The organism is Bradyrhizobium sp. UFLA05-125 (genome assembly GCF_059803515.1).
Window position 1 is genome coordinate 202,212 of the sequence record NZ_JBANBJ010000005.1, and the last position, 22,320, is coordinate 224,531.

General features: G+C 62.5%; 26 protein-coding genes. 9 read left to right on the forward strand and 17 right to left on the reverse strand.

Going from position 1 to position 22,320, the window contains the following annotated elements:
• The first annotated feature begins 17 nt into the window (after nt 1-17).
• Nucleotides 18-485: a cupin domain-containing protein gene (locus SO156_RS08695; RefSeq protein ID WP_458145496.1), complete on the forward strand. Its 468-nt coding sequence runs from the start codon at nt 18-20 to the stop codon at nt 483-485.
• 60 nt (nt 486-545) lie between these two features.
• Here the strand turns inward: SO156_RS08695 and SO156_RS08700 are convergent, their stop codons facing one another.
• On the reverse strand, nt 546-1,310 hold the full coding sequence (locus SO156_RS08700) for an IS5 family transposase (protein WP_498534490.1): 765 nt from the start codon (nt 1,308-1,310) through the stop codon (nt 546-548).
• 289 nt (nt 1,311-1,599) lie between these two features.
• Nucleotides 1,600-2,355 carry an ArsR/SmtB family transcription factor gene (locus SO156_RS08705; RefSeq protein ID WP_498534491.1) on the reverse strand — a complete coding sequence of 252 codons (756 nt, stop codon included), beginning with the start codon at nt 2,353-2,355 and terminating at the stop codon, nt 1,600-1,602.
• Nucleotides 2,356-2,605: 250 nt separating this feature from the next.
• On the opposite strand from SO156_RS08705, the gene SO156_RS08710 reads away from it, so the two are divergent.
• Together SO156_RS08710 and SO156_RS08715 are read left to right on the forward strand one after the other, a co-directional pair.
• Nucleotides 2,606-4,021 carry an MFS transporter gene (locus SO156_RS08710; RefSeq protein ID WP_498534492.1) on the forward strand — a complete coding sequence of 472 codons (1,416 nt, stop codon included), beginning with the start codon at nt 2,606-2,608 and terminating at the stop codon, nt 4,019-4,021.
• A 9-nt stretch (nt 4,022-4,030) separates the two neighbouring features.
• The gene (locus SO156_RS08715) at nt 4,031-4,432 is read left to right on the forward strand and encodes a DUF1127 domain-containing protein (protein WP_498534493.1); all 402 of its coding nucleotides are present in this window, start codon (nt 4,031-4,033) and stop codon (nt 4,430-4,432) included.
• 594 nt (nt 4,433-5,026) lie between these two features.
• On the opposite strand, the gene SO156_RS08720 is transcribed toward SO156_RS08715, so the two are convergent.
• Nucleotides 5,027-5,923 carry a LysR family transcriptional regulator gene (locus SO156_RS08720; protein WP_498534494.1) on the reverse strand — a complete coding sequence of 299 codons (897 nt, stop codon included), beginning with the start codon at nt 5,921-5,923 and terminating at the stop codon, nt 5,027-5,029.
• Nucleotides 5,924-6,011: 88 nt separating this feature from the next.
• Between SO156_RS08720 and SO156_RS08725 the strand changes: the two genes are divergently transcribed.
• Nucleotides 6,012-6,980 (forward strand): carbon-nitrogen hydrolase family protein, encoded by a 969-nt coding sequence (locus tag SO156_RS08725; RefSeq protein WP_498534495.1) that lies wholly within the window; start codon nt 6,012-6,014, stop codon nt 6,978-6,980.
• Nucleotides 6,981-7,020: 40 nt separating this feature from the next.
• Nucleotides 7,021-7,521 carry a GNAT family N-acetyltransferase gene (locus tag SO156_RS08730; RefSeq protein ID WP_498534496.1) on the forward strand — a complete coding sequence of 167 codons (501 nt, stop codon included), beginning with the start codon at nt 7,021-7,023 and terminating at the stop codon, nt 7,519-7,521.
• 327 nt (nt 7,522-7,848) lie between these two features.
• On the opposite strand, the gene SO156_RS08735 is transcribed toward SO156_RS08730, so the two are convergent.
• Entirely contained in the window at nt 7,849-8,559 is a 711-nt protein-coding gene (locus SO156_RS08735; RefSeq protein ID WP_458145503.1) for a hypothetical protein, read from the reverse strand.
• A gap of 207 nt (nt 8,560-8,766) precedes the next feature.
• Between SO156_RS08735 and SO156_RS08740 the strand changes: the two genes are divergently transcribed.
• Both SO156_RS08740 and SO156_RS08745 read left to right on the forward strand, forming a co-directional pair.
• Nucleotides 8,767-9,096 carry a DUF6949 family protein gene (locus SO156_RS08740; protein ID WP_458145504.1) on the forward strand — a complete coding sequence of 110 codons (330 nt, stop codon included), beginning with the start codon at nt 8,767-8,769 and terminating at the stop codon, nt 9,094-9,096.
• A 72-nt stretch (nt 9,097-9,168) separates the two neighbouring features.
• A complete protein-coding gene (locus SO156_RS08745; RefSeq protein WP_458145505.1) occupies nt 9,169-9,699 on the forward strand; it encodes a gamma carbonic anhydrase family protein in 531 nt (176 codons plus the stop codon).
• Nucleotides 9,700-9,708: 9 nt separating this feature from the next.
• Here the strand turns inward: SO156_RS08745 and SO156_RS08750 are convergent, their stop codons facing one another.
• Nucleotides 9,709-9,876 (reverse strand): hypothetical protein, encoded by a 168-nt coding sequence (locus SO156_RS08750; RefSeq protein ID WP_458145506.1) that lies wholly within the window; start codon nt 9,874-9,876, stop codon nt 9,709-9,711.
• Nucleotides 9,873-10,100 (reverse strand): hypothetical protein, encoded by a 228-nt coding sequence (locus SO156_RS08755; protein WP_458145507.1) that lies wholly within the window; start codon nt 10,098-10,100, stop codon nt 9,873-9,875. Before SO156_RS08755 ends, SO156_RS08750 begins: the two co-directional genes overlap by 4 nt.
• Before the next feature lie 96 nt (nt 10,101-10,196).
• On the opposite strand from SO156_RS08755, the gene SO156_RS08760 reads away from it, so the two are divergent.
• Nucleotides 10,197-10,526, forward strand: a complete 330-nt coding sequence (locus tag SO156_RS08760) for a hypothetical protein (protein WP_458145508.1) — start codon at nt 10,197-10,199, stop codon at nt 10,524-10,526.
• A gap of 226 nt (nt 10,527-10,752) precedes the next feature.
• On the opposite strand, the gene SO156_RS08765 is transcribed toward SO156_RS08760, so the two are convergent.
• From SO156_RS08765 to SO156_RS08790, 6 genes are all read right to left on the reverse strand, one after another.
• Nucleotides 10,753-11,250, reverse strand: a complete 498-nt coding sequence (locus SO156_RS08765) for a hypothetical protein (RefSeq protein ID WP_498534497.1) — start codon at nt 11,248-11,250, stop codon at nt 10,753-10,755.
• A gap of 164 nt (nt 11,251-11,414) precedes the next feature.
• Complete coding sequence (locus tag SO156_RS08770; protein WP_498534498.1) at nt 11,415-12,146, reverse strand: aspartate/glutamate racemase family protein; 732 nt, start codon at nt 12,144-12,146, stop codon at nt 11,415-11,417.
• A gap of 4 nt (nt 12,147-12,150) precedes the next feature.
• Nucleotides 12,151-13,029, reverse strand: a complete 879-nt coding sequence (locus tag SO156_RS08775) for an ABC transporter permease (protein ID WP_458145511.1) — start codon at nt 13,027-13,029, stop codon at nt 12,151-12,153.
• The gene (locus tag SO156_RS08780; RefSeq protein ID WP_498534515.1) at nt 13,029-13,985 is read right to left on the reverse strand and encodes an ABC transporter permease; all 957 of its coding nucleotides are present in this window, start codon (nt 13,983-13,985) and stop codon (nt 13,029-13,031) included. Before SO156_RS08780 ends, SO156_RS08775 begins: the two co-directional genes overlap by 1 nt.
• Nucleotides 13,985-15,274 (reverse strand): ABC transporter substrate-binding protein, encoded by a 1,290-nt coding sequence (locus SO156_RS08785; protein ID WP_498534499.1) that lies wholly within the window; start codon nt 15,272-15,274, stop codon nt 13,985-13,987. The genes SO156_RS08780 and SO156_RS08785 overlap by 1 nt, the downstream gene beginning before the upstream one ends.
• Nucleotides 15,275-15,318: 44 nt before the next feature.
• Complete coding sequence (locus SO156_RS08790; RefSeq protein ID WP_498534500.1) at nt 15,319-16,305, reverse strand: ABC transporter ATP-binding protein; 987 nt, start codon at nt 16,303-16,305, stop codon at nt 15,319-15,321.
• Nucleotides 16,306-16,593: 288 nt separating this feature from the next.
• Here SO156_RS08790 and SO156_RS08795 point away from each other — a divergent pair, with 288 nt between their 5' ends.
• Nucleotides 16,594-17,313 carry a GntR family transcriptional regulator gene (locus SO156_RS08795; RefSeq protein WP_498534501.1) on the forward strand — a complete coding sequence of 240 codons (720 nt, stop codon included), beginning with the start codon at nt 16,594-16,596 and terminating at the stop codon, nt 17,311-17,313.
• 277 nt (nt 17,314-17,590) lie between these two features.
• Here SO156_RS08795 and SO156_RS08800 read toward each other — a convergent pair whose 3' ends face one another.
• The 5 genes from SO156_RS08800 to SO156_RS08820 form a co-directional block, all read right to left on the reverse strand.
• Nucleotides 17,591-17,932: a hypothetical protein gene (locus SO156_RS08800; RefSeq protein ID WP_458145515.1), complete on the reverse strand. Its 342-nt coding sequence runs from the start codon at nt 17,930-17,932 to the stop codon at nt 17,591-17,593.
• Between the two features lie 298 nt (nt 17,933-18,230).
• Nucleotides 18,231-18,860 (reverse strand): FMN-binding negative transcriptional regulator, encoded by a 630-nt coding sequence (locus SO156_RS08805; RefSeq protein ID WP_498534502.1) that lies wholly within the window; start codon nt 18,858-18,860, stop codon nt 18,231-18,233.
• A gap of 100 nt (nt 18,861-18,960) precedes the next feature.
• Nucleotides 18,961-20,448 carry a MocR-like pyridoxine biosynthesis transcription factor PdxR gene (gene pdxR / locus SO156_RS08810; protein ID WP_498534503.1) on the reverse strand — a complete coding sequence of 496 codons (1,488 nt, stop codon included), beginning with the start codon at nt 20,446-20,448 and terminating at the stop codon, nt 18,961-18,963.
• 217 nt (nt 20,449-20,665) lie between these two features.
• Entirely contained in the window at nt 20,666-21,292 is a 627-nt protein-coding gene (locus tag SO156_RS08815; RefSeq protein WP_458145517.1) for a transglutaminase-like cysteine peptidase, read from the reverse strand.
• 330 nt (nt 21,293-21,622) lie between these two features.
• Entirely contained in the window at nt 21,623-22,234 is a 612-nt protein-coding gene (locus SO156_RS08820; RefSeq protein ID WP_027527896.1) for a PilZ domain-containing protein, read from the reverse strand.
• Between the last annotated feature and the right edge of the window lie 86 nt (nt 22,235-22,320).

Here is a 22,320-nt window from a genome sequence, read left to right on the forward strand (position 1 = left end):
AAAAAAAGGAGAGTGTCATGACGACAAGCCGCGCCTGTCGCTATCTGCTGTTGCCGCTCACCTTGGCCGGCACGCTGAGCATCGGGTCCGCCGCCGAGCTCAATCCTGCCGCTGTCGTCTATAAATTGCCGGACCAGATCCCCTGGGGCCCGGTCGACGCGCGCGGCGCGCAGAGCGCCGTGGTGGTGGGCGATCCCAATAAACCCGGCTTCTACATGGTCTACAACAAGTGGACCAAGGGCAATCACTTCAGCCGACCGCACTTCCATCCGAATGACCGCTACATCGTAGTGCTCCAGGGCACCTGGTGGGTCGGCTCAGGCCCGAAATTCGATCCCGACCACGGCACCGTGCCGATGCCGCCCGGCAGCTTCGTGACCCATTACGGCAAGCAGGTGCATTGGGACGGCGCCAAGGACGAGGACGCCGTGCTGCTGATCATGGGCGAAGGCCCGGCAACAGCGACGGCGGCGGAAGAGAAATAGGGCGACTGAATTCGTTGAAAATGATGGTGCTGTCCTAATTAGGACGCTCGCGATCGAGAATCAGGACGCGGACTCATTAAGGCGCAGCCATAGCCTGATTGACGCGAGCTGAACGAAGGCAAGGTAGTTGGCGGCGAGCCTGTCGTAGCGCGTCGCCACCCGACGACACTGTCTGATCCTGTTGATGAACCGCTCGACCTGGTTGCGAGCGCGGTAGAGATGGGGGCTGAAGCAGATCGGATCGCTGCGATTTCCTTTCGGCGGGATGTTGGCCCACGCGCCCTTCTTCATGGCAATCTCTCTGATCCAGTCGGCGTCATAGCCGCGGTCGGCAAGCAGCATTGACCCAGATTGGAGGCGAGATAGCAGCTTTCCTGCAAGTCGAACGTCGTGGGCCTCGCCGGGGCTCAACGCAAGCCGCCGTACCGGGAGACCATTGCGATCGACCACCGCATGGATTTTGCTGGTCAAGCCTCCGCGTGACCTTCCCATCGACTGCCGCTGGTTCCTGGTGATGCAGGCTCCATGCCGATGCACGCGGACAATCGAAGTGTCGATCATCTTGACAGCGGCATCGTGGGCAGCAGCAAGTGCGTCTATGATGCGGCCCCAGACACCGGCCCGCCGCCATCTAACGAAGCGGTTGTAGCACGTGGTGTACGGACCAAATGCCTCGGGCAGATCACGCCAGGGGGCTCCGGATCGCAAAACCCAGAAAACTCCATTGAGAACGCGTCGGTCGTTTACCCGGGGAATGCCACGCGGCTTGTTCGGCAGCATCGGCTTGATGGTGGTCCATTCATAATCCGCGAGTTCGTAGCGCATGATTCGAGCCCCCAGTTCGGGAGTTTGAATCACGGGGGTCTGGCCAAGCGCAACGCTTGGCCCGGCCCCGTTTCGGCGCTTACGTGCTGGAGCGACATCGACCTGCCGACAATCGCCGATGAAACCGTCGAAAATGCCCCAAGGCGGACTTCGTCGAATTTTTCTAACTGGCCGCGTCGGCTTGCTTGGTCACACAAGGCAATTTCACGATCTTGAGGTCAAATACGGACGACAGTAGCCGCGGCCGAAGCGGCTGATGCACTGCTAGCTCCATTCCGGGGGAAGCTGCCTAAACCGGGATAACCGCTGCCCGGCCTCGGGACAGTGATGCAACAGGCCCCTTGCAGGCGTCCGTTGGTGGTGCGCCCTCAATGCCGAACGTTGTGGCAAGTTCTCTAACGCCAACGGGAGTAACGAGGAGCGCGCGGCTATCCCGGATATGCTCGACCCAATCGTGCTCGAGGGCGTGACGAAGAATGGCAGCGCCGACCGCCCCGGCCAGATGCGGCCGGCGCTCGCTCCAGTCGAGACAAGGTCGGCAGAACACTCGGCGCTTGGAGGCGAGGCAAAGATCGACGCCCAACTCATCGAAGAATGACCGACCGGCATCGGTCAGTTGGCCGCCATCCTCGTCGAGCAGAATAAACGACTGTTGGACCAGCCGGTCGGCGATTGCAACGGCGATGCGGCCGGCCATGTGGTCATAGCATGTGCGCGCGTGTCGAAGCGTCTCTCCGCCGCGCCAGAGATTACGCTGCCTTGCGGGGCCTTCCTGCGCCACGACCATGAGACCTTCCAGCATGCGTGCGACAAGCGGAGAGGCCAGACGGAAATATCGTCGTCGACCCCGCCTTTCGAGCGCGAGCAGTCCGGCGTCGCTGAGTTTCGCGAGATGGCCACTCGCCGTCTGCGGCGCCACGCCGGACAGATAGGCGAGCTCCGTGGCGGTCAATGTTCGGCCATCCATCAGCGCACTAAGCATGTTGGCGCGCCCAGGATCGCCGACGAGTGCCGCGACCTGCGCGATCTTGGGTCCCGTGTCCATGTCTTTGTCTTACGCCGACTAGGACGCAGCGCCAAGCACAAACACTTCGGCGAAGATCGTAGTGTTTCCGCGAGACTGGCGCGATCGCGGGACATAGATTGCGCGGACACCAATACGCCCCGTCGAAGGAAGTGCTGTCGCGAAGCATAGATCATCCTGCGGCGTCGAATATTCGATTGATAGCGAATGATCATCGCAAAACGGGGCTTATCTGAGCCGTCAAATTCTCACAGACAACTGAGTGTGATCAATGCAACCAACTTTGCTCGACACAAGGCATCGGGAACAAGCCCGCTCCGACAACACGTCATTGCATTCGCATCTCGCGAAGCCGCTGGCGCTTGCGGCCATGAGCCTCGGCCTTGGCGTTGTGCAGCTCGACATCACCATCGTCAACACCGCGCTGAGCAGCATCGGGACCTCGCTCGGCGGCAGCGTCGCCGAGCTGCAATGGGTGGTGACCGCCTATACCATCGCGTTCGCTGCCTTCATTTTGACCGCCGGCGCGCTCGGTGACCGCGTTGGCGCCAAACGGATATTCATAGGGGGCTTTGCAATCTTCACGTTGGCTTCGCTCGCCTGCGCACTGGCCTCGTCGGCGGTGTTCCTGATCGCCGCGCGCTCCGTGCAGGGCCTGGCGGCGGCGATCCTGGTGCCGAACTCGCTGACGCTGCTCACTCACGCCTATGCCGATCCGAAGGCGCGCGGCCGCGCGGTCGGCTTCTGGGCTGCAGGTGCGAGCGTCGCACTGACTGCAGGGCCGTTCGTCGGCGGCGCGCTGATCGCGCTGGTCGGCTGGCGCTCGATCTTCTTGGTCAACTTGCCAATTGGCGCCGCCGGCCTCTGGCTCGCATGGCGTTATGCGGAGGAGACGCCGCGACTCGCGCAGCGCGAGATCGATCTGCCGGGCCAGATCGCGGCGATCGCAGCGCTCGGCATGCTGGCCGGCGCTCTGATCGAGGGCGGCGTGCTCGGCTGGAGCGATCCGCTCGTCATCATGGGCTTCGCGGCGGCGGCCGTGATCGGACTCCTGTTCGTATGGCGCGAGGCACGCGCGGCACAACCGATGTTGCCGCTTTCGCTGTTTGGCCATCGCATGTTCGCACTGACCGCGCTGGTCGGGCTTCTCTTCAACGTCGCCTTCTACGGCCTGATCTTCGTGCTGAGCCTCTATTTCCAGAAGGTCAGTGGCTGGTCGCCGTTCGCAACGGGCCTCGCCTTTGTGCCCATGATGGGCATGGTGCTGCCCGCCAACCTCGTCGCCGCGTCGGTCAGCGAGCGCCTGGGCGCGCCGCAAACCATCGCGCTGGCTTCGGTGATCACCGCCGCGGGCTGCATTGCGCTTCTGCCCATGACCTCAGGCACGAGCTACTGGGCGATCGGCGTGCAACTCGTCGTCCTCGGCGGCGGCCTCGGCCTGCTCGTGCCGCCTTTGACCTCGACACTGCTCGGCAGTGTCGAGAAGTCGCGATCCGGCATCGCCGCAGGCGTGCTGAATGCGACGCGACAAACAGGCAGCGTGCTTGGTGTTGCCCTGTTCGGCTCGCTGGTCGGAGGGGACAATGGGTTCATTGCAGGCGCACATGCCTCGCTGGTGATATCGGCTGCCGTGTTGCTCGCAGGTGCGGTCGTGATCTGGCTTGGCCGATCAAAGAAGGGACGATGAAGAGGAGATGTGCAGACCGAGCTCGTGTGGTACCCGGAGGCAGAAGACCAGGGTGTCGGACGGTTCGTCGCTTTCTTACGCGACGAAGAGCGCAATTGTCAGCTCGTCCGAGTTGGATTTTCCGAGTGCTGTGCTCTGCGAAATAGCACGCTGCAAAATTCAGAGCCAAAAATGTCCGCTCTCATGCGCGAAACGATGACAAATCATCATGGTTGGGATCTCGTGAAGCAAGTCAGCGACACCCTGCACACTTGGCGCGACCGGGTTCGGCAGCGCCGCGAATTAGCGCGATGGACCGACCGCGACTTGCATGATGTCGGGCTGTCCTGGAGCGACATCGCGGGCTTGAACAGCAACCGGGTCGGCGCTGCCTCTGGCGAGGGGTGCCCAGCGCCAGTTAACCTGATGTAGCCTGGCCTCGTTAAGGCGCGCCAGGGCAATTCCAGACCAACGAAGTATTCCGTTCGAACGTGTTGGAACAACTCGGATATCGAGCTCATACCCGACATGGCGATGCGAAGTGCGGAAGTCTGCAAATGGCCCATCGCGTCATTTGCTGCGGTTGCACAAGGGCGGTCGCTATCGGAGGAAAGCGGACATCGCCGACGGTATATGAGTACGCGGCCTAGGACACATCAAGTGTTAATGTTTGTCGCGACTAGAAGGCGTAAAGCTTCCTTGTCTCCCGGTCTGATGCCCTCCAGCCTTAGTCACGGGAGAACTGGCGGCCCTACCTAGCTCCCCCAGCAAAGTGGGGCCGCTGCGCTGCAGTTCGTAGGATGGGTGGCGCGAAGCGATACCCATCATCTCGACATCCGGCGGAACGTTCATCGAATGCATCGTCGTGACCGAAGAATTCGCCGGCGCCGGTCTTCGGGATAGACTCCAAGTCTGACGAGGTTAGCGCAGCGTGCTTCATGGGTATCGCTGCGCTCCACCCATCCTACGGGCTGTTCCTAAAGTCACGATCGCCGCGCTCTGATCCAAAGCGGCGCGGCACCCATGCTACGTGCTTTTGGGTGTTCGTTTCTGATCTTCCGCGTTCTTAATCAGGTTCAGAAATGCCAAAGGTACAGGTCCGAGCTCGTCGGGCTTCCTTGTGACGGCATGAAGTGTACGTTGCATGCTCGGGCGCAATTTGATTGTGACGAAGTCGTGCCGGTCCAAGGGCAACGCCAGTTCGGGCATGATGGTGAGCCCCAGCCCCTCGCTGACCATGCTGGTCAACGTTGCATTGTCGCGCACGAGGCAGACAATCTCCGGATTGCTTGAGGCGGCCGCCAAGAGTTCCTGAACAAGCGTCTCGCATCCGCCTCCGGATAGCAGCATGCGTTGCCCATCCAAATCTTTGAGGGCAATTGATCTCTTTGCTGCGAAGGCATGCCCCTGACGCACCACCACGACATAGTCATCCCTGAAGACGGGCATCGCTGCCAGCTCCGCGTGCGTGCGGCTGGTGAAGCCGATTTCAACGATCCCCGCTTGGATCCATGCGGTAACTTCAGGATCGGTGCCTTCGTAGAGCGTCACCGAAATATCGGGATGGGCGTCACGAAGCTGACGAAGCCAGCGTGGCAATAGGCGTATCGCAGCACTCTGGACGACGCCGATGCGCAAGCTGCCGCTCAGTGCGGCCGAGTGGCGGGCGCTGCCTGCAAGGCGCTCGACCGCGGCCAGGACCGCCCGAGCCTCGGCCAACGCCGCGACTCCCGCGCCCGTGAGGGTAACTCCATCCCGTCGTCGTACGAGAAGCTGCGCACCCAGGGTCCTCTCCAGTGCGGCCACCGCTTGGCTAACCGCTGACTGCGACAGGCAAAGGTGATCGGCCGCAACAGTGAAATTGCCTTTCTCCGCGACACTGCAGAAGCAGCGGGCCTGGACGACGGTGATATTAGGAAACAAGATTCTATCCAATAAGTAGGATTAATTGGATTAATGATATAGCGTCGACTACCAAGCGGAAAGCAAAAAGGCAAAACTGAGTTCTACGATGTCCGCCCTTGACCGCGATCATTTGACTGTTGGCTTGGCCCAGATTGCACCAATCTGGCTCGAACGCGCGCCAACCCTTGAAAAAGTCGTCGAGTATTGTGTGAAAGCAGCGAAGCGAGGATGCAGCTTCGTTGCGTTTGGTGAGGCGCTTGCGCCCGGTTATCCCTTCTGGATTGAGCACACCGACGGCGCACGGTTTGAATCGGACCTTCAGAAGGAAATTCACGCGCACTACCTCGATCAAGCCGTTCAGATTGAGTCCGGTCACCTCGAGCCCGTGACCAAGGCTGCCGAAGAACTTGGCCTCGCGGTGACACTCGGGATTATCGAGCGTCCGGCCGATCGTGGCGGCCACAGCGTGTACTGCTCACGCGTTCACATCGGGAGCGATGGGAAGATCGCATCAATACATCGCAAGTTGATGCCGACATACGAAGAGCGCTTGAGCTGGGCGCCCGGCGATGGCAACGGGCTGCAAGTCCATCGCGTAGGCCCTTTCAATGTCGGCAGCCTCAACTGTTACGAAAACTGGATGCCTCTCTCGCGCGCGGCACTTTATGCTCAGGGTGAAGATCTGCATGTGGCTCTCTGGCCCGGTAACTTGCGTAACACGGAAGGCACCACACGCTTTCTTGCCCGTGAAGGCAGGAGCTATGTGTTAGCGGTCTCCGGCTTGATGCGGAAAAGTGACGTGCCGACGGACAGTCCTGCAAGAGCAATGCTTGAAAAGTGCCCGGATGTGCTGGCGAACGGTGGGTCCTGCATCGCCGGACCAGACGGTGAGTGGATCGTCAGGCCTGTGACAGACGTCGAGGAGGTCATTGTTGCAACACTGGATCAGCGGTTGGTGCGACGCGAGCGGCAAAACTTCGATCAGGCAGGCCACTATTCCCGGCCGGACGTGACGCGCTTGGTGGTCAACCGAAGCCGGCAAGCGATCGCGTCGTTCAGCGAGCATGCCGAATAGTGCTGCCAGTACGATCGAACCGAGGGGGAGTGGTCACGAGATGAGCATCGAGATCCGTCATTTGCTCGACCACAACCATCACATTCCGACCGTTGCGGCATGGCAGCAGGCGGAGTTTGGCTATCTGAGCCCCAACGGTACCGAGGAGCAACGTGCCGAACGGCTGAGAAGCGCCAGCGACAAAGCGCGCCTGCCAATCTCCCTGGTGGCGATCTCAAACGCGGGCGATCTCGTTGGCTCGGCCAACATCGTGGCGACAACGTTAATCCACAAGCATCTCACGCCCTGGCTATCGTCGGTGTTTGTACCGCCGGCGCAACGCGGCAGAGGCATCGCCTCAAAGCTCGCATTGGCCGCGATCTCGGAGGCCGATCGGCTCGGGTTCGACAAGATCTATCTTTTCACACCGAAGAACGAAGCTCTCTATGCTCGTCTTGGCTGGGAGACGTTCGAGCATGCTGCGATCAACGGTGTCCCGGTTTGTCTGATGGTGAGAGCTACGCGACGAACCGAAGCAGATGGCGTCAGTGCCATCCGATGACTGCCTGCTCACGACCACGCGTTCGTACTAGGTTGCCCTCGGCTGGAAGCCAGTCGAGGAACTCGAATATCTCGGCAAGATACGCACCGTGATGGCATTCGATCTGCTCTAGCGGGGGCAGACGTGACACGATCGGCGCGGCCGGCTTGATGTTCGCTCAGGATGCCATCATGCTCCTGATTTGCCCGACGCGTCAAGTGTTATTCGCAAAATACGAAATTCGTTATGTCTGCGTGGCTACTTTGCATGGGGTTGTTTTCGACATTTTTGACGGGGGCTCCGTCCCGTCCTGCAAGCTGGCCTCACGGCAGGGCAGGGCGGCCGCGCTCAGCCCTTCGGTCCGCGCAACTGCGCCGTCAACTTGTCCATCGCCTCGGCCACGTCGCGCCACTGCGAGAGCCAGCTTCGCGGAAATCGGAAGGTGAGGTCGGCGCCGTCGACGCGGCGCTCCGAGAGGCACATGCCAGGGGTCGCCGCATCGCGCGTGCAGCGCGCGGTCAATGCGGGGCTTGCGGCGGAGTAGAGATCCTCGCTGCCATAGGGGGTGTCAGTGCGGAACATCCGCATCGTCAGCCCGTCGTCCGGCGAGGTCGCAGCTTGATCGAGATAACGCGGATAGATGGTGCTGACCAGCAGCTCCGGCGCGAGCGCATCGTGATGCGCCGCGATCGACAGGAAGATGCGGTCGATCGGCTGCATCGTCGTCTCCGCAGCATCGGCGGTGACATGCCTTGGCGCGCCCGGCACTTCGAGCGAGGGGTAGAGGAAATCGATGTCGATGCGCTCCTGTGGCCCGGAATGCCGCTGGATCTTCATCCGGATCGCAGCCGTCGGCACGTTGAACAGCGTGCCGCCGACGCTGACCGGCAGCCTGTCCGGCGCACTCGCGCCGATCACCGGGCCCCAGGTTGGCCACAGGAGATAGGCCACCACGGCCACCGCGCCTGCCGCGAACATGCCGCCGAGCACGAGCGGGGCGAGGTGCGCCATGGTCCGGCCCTGACGGCCGCGAGAGGAAGTTGCCGAGAACACGCTCATCAATGAGATCGCCGCAAAAGTCGGCCGGTGGCCGACGAATCAAGGGCGAATATGCCACGCGGCGACGGTTCCGCGCAGCCTGCCGACCCCATTGGGGGGATGACGCCGGCGGGGCACTCCGTTAACCTTTCCTTAAGACTAATGTAGCGTTAAGCGGCACTTTTTGTCACAGGAAGGGGCCAGCGTTGCGTATGGGCGGAACTTCCGATGACTCCTGAGACCTTGAATTCCTTCTTCGCCATCTGCATCGGGTTCGCGCTCGCGGGCGCGCTCGTGAACGGATACCAGGCCCTTTCGCAGCGGCCTGCCGGCTTCGGGCTGTTGCAGGAGGGTGTGGCGCCGAAGACCTTTGCGGCCGTGCCGTTCCTGGTGTTCGCGGCGCCCTTCATCATCATGCGCAACACGCTGCGCGGGGCGCGGCTGGAAAGCCGCCGCATGGAATTCGTGATGATGGCAACCGTCATCGCGGGCTTCTGGAGCATGATGAGCGGCACGTTCTTCCTGATGACGCTGCGCGCCGCCGGCGTGCTGGCCTGAGCGCACGCCTCGCGGCCCTTTGCTTGAACGTCGCAGCTCCGCTATGCCAAGGTTTCCTGACAGGAGACCTTCATGGCGATCTACGAGCTTGACGGGCAGGCGCCCGACCTTCCCGCCGATGGCAACTACTTCATCGCCGATACCGCAACCGTGATCGGCCGGGTGCGCCTCAAGCCAGGCGCCAGCGTCTGGTTCGGCGCGGTGCTGCGCGGCGACAATGAGTGGATCGAGATCGGCGAGGGCTCCAACGTGCAGGACGGCTCGACCTGCCACACCGATCTCGGTTTTCCGCTCCATATTGGCAAAAACTGCACCGTCGGCCACAACGTGATCCTGCACGGCTGCACCGTCGAGGACGGCGCGCTGGTCGGCATGGGCGCGATCGTGATGAACGGCGCGAAGATCGGCCGCAACAGCATCGTCGGCGCCGGCTCCGTCATCACCGAAGGCAAGGAATTTCCCGAACGCTCGCTGATCATCGGCTCGCCGGCGCGCGTGATCCGCGCGCTCGACGACGCGCAAGTCGCGAGGATGGGCAGCGCCGCGAAGTTCTACGTCGCCAACGGCCCGCGCTTTAAGAAAGGCTTGAAGCGGATCGGCTGACGTCACGCGTCAGCTCCCTTCGGACTCCCGGGCCTCGCGGGATCCGGCGATCTTTTCATGGCCAGCGGCCCACAGCGCATGTTCGTCGCTGCCATCCTGATAGGGATTGGCCTCGCGCGGGATGTTCTCGCGCGCGGCGCGCTCGCCTTCGGCGAAGGGATCGCGATCAGCCGTCATGACTTTGCCTTTCCGGATCTTGGACGCGCGGTTCGCTTGGCATTTGCCTGATCGAGCTTGGCACTCTTGCGCAGCGCGTCCTTCAGGTCGGCCGGTATGCCGTGCTTTTCCAGGAGGTCTGCGAAGGCCTCGTCCGCCAGATCCTGAAGCGTCTCCATGCGGTCGCGCGCAAGCTGCTTGAGCTTGCCGAACGTGTCCTCGTCGAATGCGATCAGCTTGCGCATGATCGTCGCCGCCTCCTTTTTCGAATCGTGCGTGACGGAAATGTTCCGGAACGCGCCCGAGCGCCCTTCGTTGGTGCCCGAAAGGGAGAGTTTCCGATGATGAGATTGCCTGCAACAGTTTCGGCAGCGATGTTCGTATCGATGCTTGGTCTCGCGGTCCTTGCAATGCCGACGACCTCGTTCGCACAAAGCAGCGGAGGTACGGGCGGAAGCAGCAGCGCGACGTCCGCCAACGGTCCGGGCGGTACCGGGGCGACGAGTGGGGTTGCTCCGCCGCCCGGCACGAACAGCCTCGGCACCGCACAGTCCTCCGGCGGGACCGTCGGCATGGGATCCGGTAGTGGAGACAAGTCAGTCGACTCGGTGGTCAATGCCGAGAACAAGAAGATCGACAAGACGGTGAAAAGCATCTGCCGCGGCTGCTGAGCCGGCAGGGATGGGCCAATCCCTTAAGTGCTTGAAAAGCAGCCGTAAAAAACAAGGCCGTTGACGCAATATACCGCCAACGACCTTGCCAGCCCCGGATATTGAAATTGGCTCACGCCATCCGGTAGCCCGCAGCATGACGCGGAATCATACGGGGGAATGTGATCTAGTTCACATGACGCAAAATTTTGGCGCACCAGGCCGGAACAAATCGCCGCCGGCCAAATCAGCTTCGCGATCTGCCCCGCTTGCGCAGGCTGGCATGGCGCCGCGCCGCTTTCCGGCGGCCAACTGCCGGCGTTTCGGTCTCCGTGGCCTGCGCGCTGGCGTAGGACTGTTTGAGCCCGTCGACGGATTCGGTCAGGGTCGCGACCTGCTCCGACAGGCGCTTGGTGTCGGCCTGCTGCGAGGCGAGCAGGCGTTTGACCGTCAGAAGCTGGTCCTGCACCACTTGGAGCTGGTCGATGGATTCCTGCTGGGTGGCTTCCAGTCCCCGGGTCTTCTCGACGAGCTGCTCGGAAGCCTGCGCCGTGCGGGCCTGCAGCAGCCGGGCGGTGACCACCCGGTGGGACTCCGGGGCGGTGCCGCTATAGACGCGCCAGATCGCGATCGAGGTGACCCCGGTGACGAGCAGGAGCAAGGTCGCAGCCGTGAGCGCGATCGGCTGGCTGCCGAGACGGGTCAAGGCGCTGGTTCGCGCGTCGCGCGGTGCGAGATCAATCATCGCTGACAAAGCCCAAAAAATGAACTGAAGTGGCGAAGACCAGCGGCAACGGCCGCCGGGGCGTCCCGAAAACATTACATTTCGGCAGGAAATAGGACCAAAAAGAGGCTGCGGGGGCAAAAAAAGGCCGTTGCGGCCGAATATGGCCGCAAGGGCCGCGGGATTCAGGGTTGAAAGCCGCTCAGCGGTCCCGAATACGTCTTCGCCCGCGGCGACGCATAGGGCCCCAGCCGCGACGTTTTCAGTCCCAGCCGCACCAGCGCCTCGGCGAGTGGGACGGCTGCGGCGACGCCGTCGACGACCGGGAGGCCATGCTTGGTCGCTAGCTCGCCGGCGAGGTCGGCCATGCCGGCGCAGCCGAGCACGAAGGCCTCCGTGCGGTCCTCGCGGATCGCGGCCGTGATCTCGCCGGAGATCTTGCCGAGCGCATCGGCATTGCGCTCCTCGAGCGCGAGCACGGGGACCTCGGCGGCACGGACGCGGGCGCAGCGCTCGGCGAGGCCGTATTTACGCAAATTATGCTCGATCGGCACGATGGAGACACCGAGCGTCGTCACCACCGAGAAGCGCGCCGCGATCAGGCTCGCCATGTGGAACGCGGCTTCACCGATGCCGATCACCGGTGCCTTGGCGATCGCACGCGCCGCATCGAGGCCGGTGTCGTCGAAACACGCGATGATGTGGGCGTCCGCGCCATCGCGGTCGGCCTCGCGGATGCAGCCGAGCATGCCGGGCACGGCGAAGGCCTCGTCGTAGAAGCCCTCGATCGAGACCGGGCCCATCGCGGGCTGACGGGCATCGATCAATGTGTCCGGCAAGGCGACAGCGCGGGCGGCTGTGGCGATCTTTGCCGTCATCGCGGCCGTGGTGTTGGGATTGACGACGTGGAGCCGCATCAGGTCAGACCAGTCCCTTGCCGGCATCCGATCCCTTTGCGGCCTGCCGCTTGTTCAGCATGTGGATGGTGCCGAGCGCGAGCGTGATCACCGCAAAGGAGACCGCGGAGATGATGGTGCCGAGCGCATAGATGTCGGGCTTCGTCACCGTGGTGGTGAGGCCCTGGAGATCCAGCGGCAGCGTGTTCACCGATCCGATCGCCTGGCTGGAGCGGGCGAGCTCGTCCCAGGACAATGTGAAGCCGAACAGCCCGATGCCGATCACCGAGGGCAGGATGATCGGCAGCACGACGTGGCGGAAGGTCTGCCAGGGCGTCGCGCCGAGATCGCGCGCGGCTTCCTCGAGCCTGGGGTCGAAACGGTTGAAGATCGCGAACATGATGAGCAGGCCGAACGGCAGCGTCCAGGTCAGATGCGCACCTAGGCCCGAGGTGAGCAGGCCCATCGAGGTCTCGAAATTCTCGTTCCAATGCGCCTTGATGAGATCGTCGATGATGCGGAATTCCAGGGAGATGCCGAGCGAGGTGATGATGGAGGGAACGATGAGGCTCGCGATCGCCGAATAGAACAGGATGCTCTGCGCCTTGAACCTGCGGCGGAACGCCATGCCCGCGGCGACCGACAGCACGACGGTGACCGCCATCACGACCAGCCCGAGCAGGAGCGAGCGGCGGAAGGCGGCCCCGAGATCGACGATGCCGGTACCCTCGAACAGCTTTGCCAGCCAGAAGGTGGATACCCCGTTCATCGGGAAGGTGAGGCCGCCCTGCGGGCCCTGGAACGATAGTACGTAGATCGCGATCATCGGGCCATAGAGAAACAACACATAGGCCGCGAAGAAGATCGCGAGCACGTAGAAGGAGCGCGGGCGTCCTTCCTTCATCACAGCTCCTTCCGGATGTCGACGATGCGCGACATCATGGTGATGATCAGGAAGGTGATCGCGAGCAGGATCACGGCGTTTGCAGCAGCCGCGGGGAATTGCAGCGCGTTGAGCCGGGTCTCGATGATCTTGCCGGCGGCGGCGATCTGCTGGCCGCCCATCACGCCGATGGTGATGAAGTCGCCCATCACGATGGTGATGACGAAGATCGAGCCGATCACGATGCCGGGTTTTGCAAGGGGGATGATGACGTTGACGAGGGTCTGGAAGCCGGTGGCGCCGGCGTCATAGGCGGCCTCGATCAGTGACTTGTCGATGCGCACCATCGAGTTGAAGATCGGCACCACCATGAAGAAGGTGAAGAGGTGCACGAGCGCGAGCACCACGGAGAATTCGGAATAGAGCAGCCATTCGACCGGCTGGTCGATCACGCCGATCTTGAGCAACCCGGAATTGACGAGGCCGTTGCGGCCGAGCAGCGGAATCCAGGCGATCATGCGGATCACGTTCGAGGTCCAGAACGGGATCGTGCAGAGCAGCGACAGGCCCATCTGCCAGGTTTTGGACTTGATATGGAAGGCGAGGAAGTAGGCGACCCAGAAGCCGACGAACAGTGTGATCGCCCAGACCATGAAGCACAGCTTCAAAGTCTTCACATAGGTCTTGCCGATCGTGCAGAGATCGGGGAGCTGCCCGATGCAGCCTTCGAACGTGTCGGTGTAGCCGCGGCCGGAGAAGGCGGGCAGCAACTGGTACTCGTTGTAGTCCCAGAAGGAGACGATGACGACGAACACCAGCGGGATCAGGAAGAAGGCGAGGAAGACGAGCATCATCGGCCCGGCCTGCAGCCAGGAGATGAAGGAAGGCGACAGACGCGCCGCTTTCTGGCGCGCCTGTCCCGATCCCCGGGCGAGGCCCGGGGATGCCTGTTGCAAGAGCTCGTCGGACGTGTCCATCACGCTGCGATGAACTCGTTCCACTTGCGGACCATGTAGTCGTTCTCATCCATGACCGCGTTCCAGCAGGCGACGCCGCCCATACGGTCCTCGTACGAACCGCCGTCGCGCACGGCACCGGCCTTCTCGAGCAGCGAGCCGTCGGGCGCCTTGATGTCCCTCTCGGCGGGCTTGCCTTCCATCCAGTAGGCCCACTCGTAGGGCTCCATGTGCGCCTTCGCGGTCGAGAGCACCGCGGAGTAGTAGCCTTGGCGGTTGAGGTACGCGCCGGCGTAGCCGGACAGGAACCAGTTGACGAACTCGTAGGCCCAGTCGAGCTTCGCGCCCGACACGCCCTTGGAGACGCAGAAGCCCGAGGCCCACGAGCGGTAGCCTTCCTTCAGCGGCTGGAAGGTGCAGGCGATGCCCATGGAGCGGACCTTGGTCACGGCCGGCGACCACATCGACTGGATGACGGTCTCACCCGACGCCATCAGGTTGACGCTCTCGTTGAAGTCCTTCCAGAAGGCGCGGAACTGACCGGCCTTCTTGGCTTCGGTCATCACCTTCATGGTGAGATCGATCTCTTCCTTGGTCATGTTGCCTTTGTCGGCATATTTGTACTTGCCGGTGGCTTCCACGACCATCGCCGCATCCATGATGCCAATCGAGGGGATGTTGAGGATCGAGGCCTTGCCCTTGAACTCGGGATTGAGCAGCTCGGCCCACGAGCTGATCGGGCGCTTGATGAGATCGGGACGGATGCCGAGCGTGTCGGCGTTGTAGACGGTCGGGATCAGCGTCACGAATTCGGTCGCCGACTTGGCGAAGGTCTTGGAGTCCTTGCCTTCGAGATAGAGCACCTTCCATGGCGCGGTGCCCTGATTGCCGATCTTCTTGCCGCCGGGCGTCTCGCCCTTGGTGAAGACGGGAGTGATGTTGTCGAATTCCTTGATCTTCTTGGCGTCGAGGGCAAGGATGTTGCCGGAGGGCACGAGCTTCTTCAGCGAGAAATATTCGGTGTCGAGCACGTCGAAGGAGTTCGGCTGGGTCATCACGCGCTTGGTGACGTCATCGGTCGTCGCGGTGATGTATTCGATCTTGATGCCGGTGTCCTTCAGGCACTGCTTGGAGATGTCATCGCCCTCGTTCACGGCGGTGCCGAGATAGCGCAGCACTTTCGGCTCGGCCGACATCACGTAGGGGAAGCCGGTGATGGCGCCGGAGCCGGCGGCGAAACCTGCGAGGCCCGCGGTCCCCTTCAACAATGTGCGGCGGCTGACGCCGGTCTTCCTCGTCGTCTCTGTCATGTCGGTCACTCCTCTGTGTTGCGCATTTTCTGGACTGGATGGCGCTATTGCAGACGCTGCGCCTTGGCGGGATCCCAGGTGGCCAGCACGCGATCGCCTGGACGGAAGGGGTGGGCGTCGAAGGTGGCCTCGGGAACATGGGAGAACAGGGCGGTGCCGTCGTCGAGCGTGAGCGAGACGGCGACATAGGAGCCCTGGTACTCGGTCTCGGTCAAAAGCGCTGGCGCGCCGAAGGCGCCGTCCGCGATCGGCTTGATGCCGAGCTGATCGGCGCGAACCGCGATCATCTGGCCGGCATCCGAGAGCACGTTGTGTCCGCCGATGAAGCGCGCGACGAACTCGGTGCGCGGATGGTGGAAGATGTCGCGGGCGCTGCCCTGCTGCTCGATGCGTCCCTGGTTCATGACCACAATGTGGTCGGCGAGCGCCATCGCCTCTTCCTGGCCGTGCGTGACCTGGATGAAGCTGATGCCCAGCTCGCGCTGAAGCCGCTTCAACTCGCCGCGCATCCTGACGCGCAGGAACGGATCGAGCGCAGAGAGCGGCTCGTCGAGCAGCAGGATCTGAGGCTCGGTGATCAGGGCGCGGGCAAGCGCCACGCGCTGCTGCTGGCCGCCCGAGAGCTGCGCCGGCAGGCGCGCGGCATAGGGCGTCATTGCCACCAGTTCGAGCAGCTCGCCGGCGCGCTTGTGACGCGTCGCGCGATCGATGCCGCGCATCTTCAGCGCGAAGGCAACGTTGTCGAGCACGGTGAGATGCGGAAATAGCGCATAGGACTGGAACATCATCGCCGTGCCGCGCTTGGCCGGCGGCAGGTCGGTGACGTTGTGGGGGCCGAGGATGATGTCACCCTCGCTGACCGCCTCGTGGCCGGCGATCATGCGCAGCGTCGAGGTCTTGCCGCAGCCGGAGGGACCGAGCAGGCAGCAATAGGTGCCGGCCGGAATCTTGAGGTTGACGCTGTCGACCGCCAGCGTCGTGTCATAGCGCTTGGTGACCGAGACCAGTTCGAGGGCGGCGGGAAGGGCCATGGGGCTCCCAGGGATAGGGCGATTTACTGCTTCCCTCGGCAAGGCCCGTGCCAAGCGGAAGTCCGCGGCATTTTTTTGGAACTGCCTAGCAATGTCAGATCGTTAGCCCGGAGACCGCAAATCCGAGCGGTGCGGCGGTGGCCGCTACGGTGCATCGTGCACACAAAATGGTCAGGGATTGTATAAAGTTTCGCCTGTCATTGGATACGGCTGGTCGACTAACCTTTGCAGCCTGATTTGACGATCGAGCCCCAAATCAACGAGCCCACATACAACAAGCCAAAGTCTATGGCCGCCAAAGCTCAACCGAAGTCTGACACATCGCTCGCAGCAGACAATGGCAGCGACCGCGTCAGCCGTATCCGGGAGGGTGTCACGACAGCGATCCTCGAGCATCGGCTGCTGCCGGGCACCAAGCTCGGCGAAGACGAAATCGGTGAGATCTACGGCGCGAGTCGCACCCTGGTCCGCACCGCGCTGCACCGGCTCGCGCATGAGGGGATCGTCAGCATCGAGCGGAATCGCGGCGCATTCGTTGCGCGGCCGACGCCGGCCGATGCGCGCGAGGTGTTCCAGGCGCGGCGGCTGATCGAGCCATCGATCGTCGATCACGCCATCGACGCGGTATCGCCGGATTGGCTTGAGCGCCTGCAACAACATCTCGCCGAAGAGCATGCGGCGGAAACCCGCGGCGACGCCAGGGCCTCGATCCGGCTGTCCGGCGAGTTTCACCGGCTGGTCGCCGAGATGTCCGGTCACAGCATCTATGCCGGCTTTCTCAAGGAGCTGATCGCGCGCTCCTCGCTGATCATCCTGCTCTATCGCCGCCACGACACGCCCGCCTGCGGCACCAGCCATCATGCCGAGATCGTCTCCGCGATCCGCAGGCAGGACAAGTCGCAGGCGCGCGAACTGATGCTGTCACATCTCACGGAGATCGAGGCCGAGCTGTTTCTGAAAGAGCCGGCCGCTGACGAACCGCGGCTTTCCGACGTGCTTGGCGCCTGAAGCGCGGATCGCGAGCCTCCGGCGGTCGGTGGGCCCAGGCCCGAGGACCGGCGTCAATGCAAGCTTTCACTATCGACGGCGAGCTGTCCGTCTTGTGTGATCTCGTATTCGCCGTTTCGCTTCCTCATCCACCCGGACCTGACCATCTCCCGCGCGGTCTGAACGGAGCAAATCGGATGATTGCCTCCTGGGTGATACAGCCTGTCGTTTCGGACAATGAGATGCCCGTAGAGCTGAGCCTGACGCAGGGCCCTGCGCATTCCGGGCGAGGGATTTTTCATGTCTCTTCAAGCTCGGGCGCAAAATGCGTCGGCTCAAAGCGAGCGACGCGACGAAAACCCTGCCATAGCTCTATCACCTCGTGACCTGCCAGCATCTCCGCTTTCAATTTCGCGGTTGCGTCGTCGGCGCATGTAAGATCAATGCGGCCGGCAATATGTCCGCCAGGCTGCATTACATAGGCACGATAGTCGATCCATCCCCATGTCCTCGGCACTTTGTGCTTCAGGAGGTCCAACGAGATGCGTAACTGCGCAAACGATTGGGCGATGTGCTCGTCTACGATGCGGCTGCGAAGCTCAGTCGGACTGCGAAGCGACACGCGATCGATTACGCGCATGGTGGAGATCCTCCAGCCGCAATTGAACGATCTCGGAGGTCGGCTGTTCCGTTCTTCGGAACAGTTTTCGCGCTGACGTCAAATGATGCCGAATAGAATGAAAAATCCGACCTCGACGAGGAAAACGAGGCCGGTGATCACCGACATCAGAAACACGTCACCCGGCGACAGGAACTGCATGGCTCGCCTCACACCGCTCGCGAGCCCCCATTCTCAATTCACCTATGTTAAAAAGGTTTCGGTTCCCAGGCGGCGTCACGTACCCGAAAGGGTGGCGGCTTTCGCCGCCACGCGCGCCCTAGGTCTCGACCGGAATAAGGGAGGACACTTCCCGATCCCGCAGATTCTCGCTTGTCGCGAGGCCGGCAGCAACGCCGGTGCGGTCGGCGGCGGGACGGTTCTGGCTCATCTTGCGTTTGCCTTCGAACCGGCTCACGGGGATGCGCACACCGACGATCCCGCGCAGCTGCGCGGCGATGAAATCGGCAGGTGCTTCGCCGACAGCCCAGGGCTTGGGGCGCGACGCCTCATGCAGGTTGGTCAGCCGCGTGACCACCTCGAGCAGACGTTCGCTCTCCTCGAAGAACTCAACCGGGCCATAGGCGTGGACTGCGATATAATTCCATGTCGGCACCACCTTTCCGGTTTCCTGCTTGGTGACGTACCAGGAAGGCGTCACATAGGCTTCCGGACCCATGAAGATCGCGAGAGCCTCACCGGTTGGCGCGGCACGCCATTGCGGATTGGCCTTCGCCAGGTGTCCGTACAGCACGCCGCGCTCGCCTTCGGTCTCATCCAGGAAGAGCGGTAGGGGTGTCGCGACCGGCCCTTCAGCAGTCGCCGTGATCAGATTGGCGAGGCGGGCGGAGCGGATAGTTGCGCGGATGCTCTCGATATCGTCATCCCTGAAGGCAGGGGGCACATACATGGCGGTTCTCCGTTCTCGGCCCGGAGATACCCCTCGAGCTGGTAGGCTGGAAACTACCAGTTATCGAAGATTTTGGTGATCCAGTTGTCGCGACCTGCGCTTAGCGACGCGTCGAGCGCAGTTGATCCACCACGACAGCCAGGAGCTGGCAGCCGCGCTCGATCTGGCGGGCCTCCAGCGCGGCGTAGCCCATGACGAGCCCGACGACATTCGGTCCAGGCCGGCGCGCCTGCTGCCGTTGATCGAATAGCGGCGAAACGGGGTAGATGCCGATCCCTTTGGCGAGAGCGGCTTCAATCAGCGCCGCTTCGGACGTGCGGGGGAGATCGCGAAACCAGACCACGACGTGCAAGCCGGCCGCGGCGCCGTCGATCTGGATTCGCTCGCCAAATCTGCGACGCAGGGCATCGAGGAGAATGTGCCGGCGCTCGCCATTGCGTCGCCGGACGCGCCTGACATGGCGGTCATATGCGCCGGTATCGAGCATCGTCGCGAGTGCGTCCTGCTCGGCCAGCGGTGTGTGCCTGTCCATGAGCTGCTTGGCTGCGACGAAAACGGACTGGAGTCCTTGCGGCACGACGAGATAGCCGATCCGCAGCGTGGGGGAGAGCGTCTTGGAGACCGTCCCGAGATAGATGACGTTCTCGCTGCCTTCGAGAGCGTGCAGCGGGGGGACAGGTTTGGTGTCGTAGCGGTACTCGCTGTCGTAGTCGTCCTCGATCACGTAGGCGTCGAACTTTCTTGCCCAGGCGAGCAATTGGTGCCGGCGCCCGATTGGCATGACGCCGCCAAGCGGAAACTGATGCGACGGCGTCACGTAAGCCAGCCGTGCTTCGATCTTCGCAAGCTGCTCGGTATCCAGCCCGTCCGCGTCCACCGGAATTGAGACTGCGAGCGCCCCGGTGACCGAGAAGACATGACGTGCCATCAGGTAGCCGGGATCTTCCATGATGAACCGGTCGCCGCCATCGAGCAGAAGCCGCGCGCACAGATCTAGCCCCTGCTGCGAGCCGTTCACGACGATGATCTGATCAACCTCGCATCGCACCGCCCGCGACCGCCAGAGATAGCCTTGCAGTGCCGTCCGCAGCCGCCGCGAGCCGCAAGGATCGTCGTAGGTCAGTTTTTCCGGCCGCTGCGTGATCGCTGCGGCCATGGCTCTCTTCCACGCCAGCACCGGAAAGTCCGTCGGTGAGAGATCACCGTAGCGAAAGTTCGCGATGAGCTTGCGAGCTTGGTCCCTGGGGCGCGGCGTGAATTGTCTCAATCGCTCGCCGTAGCTCGACAGTCGCGCCTTTCGCGACGACGGCGACCTGGCGTCCACGGTCCGGGTTTCGGCAACAGCTCTCGCAACGCGCGGCCTTGCGCCATGCCGGACGTCGATGAAGCCCTCCGCCGCGAGTTGCTCGTAGGCAACCGTCACGGTCGAGCGCGATACGCCGAGCTCTCCGGCAAGCGCGCGGGACGAGGGCAGCAGCCCATCGGCGCCGTACACGCGTGCCAGGATCTGCTCCCTGAGCGCTTCGTAGATCTGGCGCGCTCCCATTTTTCGGGTGCGCTGCGCACCGGGCGCTTCTGTCTGGACCATCGAAAGTTCACAAATGCGGCTGATCGGCAAAGCCAGTTTGTGGCCATTCGAATCGAATGCCAAGCTGTCTCTACGAGGGATGGAGTTGCGGGAAGCAGTTATCGCTGGCCCAAAAAGATTGCGGCCAGCCATTGGGGGATGGCTGGCCGCGCGCGAACCGGTCTGGGACGGGGAGGGGTGGGGATGTGACCGGGTCGCGTAACTCGTTCCTTGCTAACTATTGATCCTTGGCGCTGGCGGTAGAAACCGCCGGCTTGGTATCGCCGAGCGAAACCCAGACGTTGGGATCGCTCTGCGACTGGCGCTTGACGAAGCGGTAGCCGGTCTCGGTCCAGGCGACGACATTCTCGTTCTGATTGTCGAGAATGAACTCGCCCTTGTCGGTCTTGACCGTCAGCACCGCGTGTCCTTCACCCTTCTTGTCGCGCACCACGGTGATCAGCAGGGCCTCGCGCGGCCATCCGGCATCGATCAGCATCTTGCGCTTCAACAGCACATAGTCCTCGCAGTCGCCGTAACCGTCGGTCGGCAACGACCACTTCTCGATCACGCCCCAGTGCTCCATGTCGGTCAAAGGCTTCACGGTCTCGTTGACCCAGCGATTGACCTTCAGCAGATCGCGCCATGCCGTCTGCGACATCACGATGTCGCGCGGCTGCGACGGACCGCCCTGGCATTGGGCAGCATTGTCGGCACAGAACTCGACCCAGCCGATCGGCGCACGCGTATTGTCGCCGAGGCTCGCATAGAGCAGGCGGCCTTCGCCGGCCTGCGCCGTTGCGCTGATCCCGAAGAGCATGGCGGCAACCGCCAGCTCTTTCCCCTGTCCCCTGAAGTCGAACATCGTGGCCCCCGTTTCTTGTTGGGACCACAATTCGCACGAAGCTTTTGCGTTGCCGCTAAATGGGCCAAGTCAATTCGAGACGAATGCAAGTAAAACGAGCGCTGAATTCGATTTAGACTTGAGCAGAATTTGACTAAAATTTGAGAATACTGGAATTGAATAAAATTGTAGACGTTAACGCGCTAGGTCCGGAGAACTCAGCGTTTTTGCGCTGCGCTGTCGCCCGCATTAACCGGCACGCGCTCGCGCGCGAGATGTAAAAAAGGCGGCGTCCGCGTTGCGGAGGCCGCCTTTTCGGTTCGATTGCTGGATTTTTCAGGCGATTGCGCTTTACCGCGCGGTAACGCTCTCTTCGAGAGTCTCGACCGGCTGCTCGTGAACGAACTCCAGCGCGAAGCCATCCTCGAGATTTCTGACCACGCGGCCCTGGACGCGGCCGAGCATGACCTGCGATTTCAGCGGAGGCCGGTTCTCTGCGGCAATGGCGGCGCCGGACAGCGACAGGTCGATGATACGGCAGGTCATCTTGGTGCCGTCCTCGAGCGTGAGCACCGCGATCGGGTTGCGAGGTACGATACGGTCGTGGCGGCGATCCTCCGGCAGATTGAGGATGTCGCGGTTGGCAAGCCAGGTAAGCTGGGCCGCGAGCTTGTCGCGCTTGCGGGGCGTTGCCCCGATCGTCATGGCGAAGCCGTTGTCGATGATCCGGGTGATCTTGCCCTCGACGCGGCCGATATGGTCGAGATAGGCGACCACACGGTCGCCGACATTGCCGATGCCTGGGGCGAGCAAAGCGAGGCCGCCCGGTGACATGTTGATCACCTGGCAGGGGAATTCACGGCGGTCCGGCAGCATATAGCGGCCGAGCAGATGTACTTTCACCCGCTGGAAACGCCGACGCTCTTCGGCGGCAGGAAGAAATTTTTTGTTCGCCAACGCCATTTTCACTACCCGACCCCCGGGCGGAGTCCCAACGACCCTAAGGCGCACAGGGTTAACGCGCCGTTAGCGGGATGGGCGAGACGTTC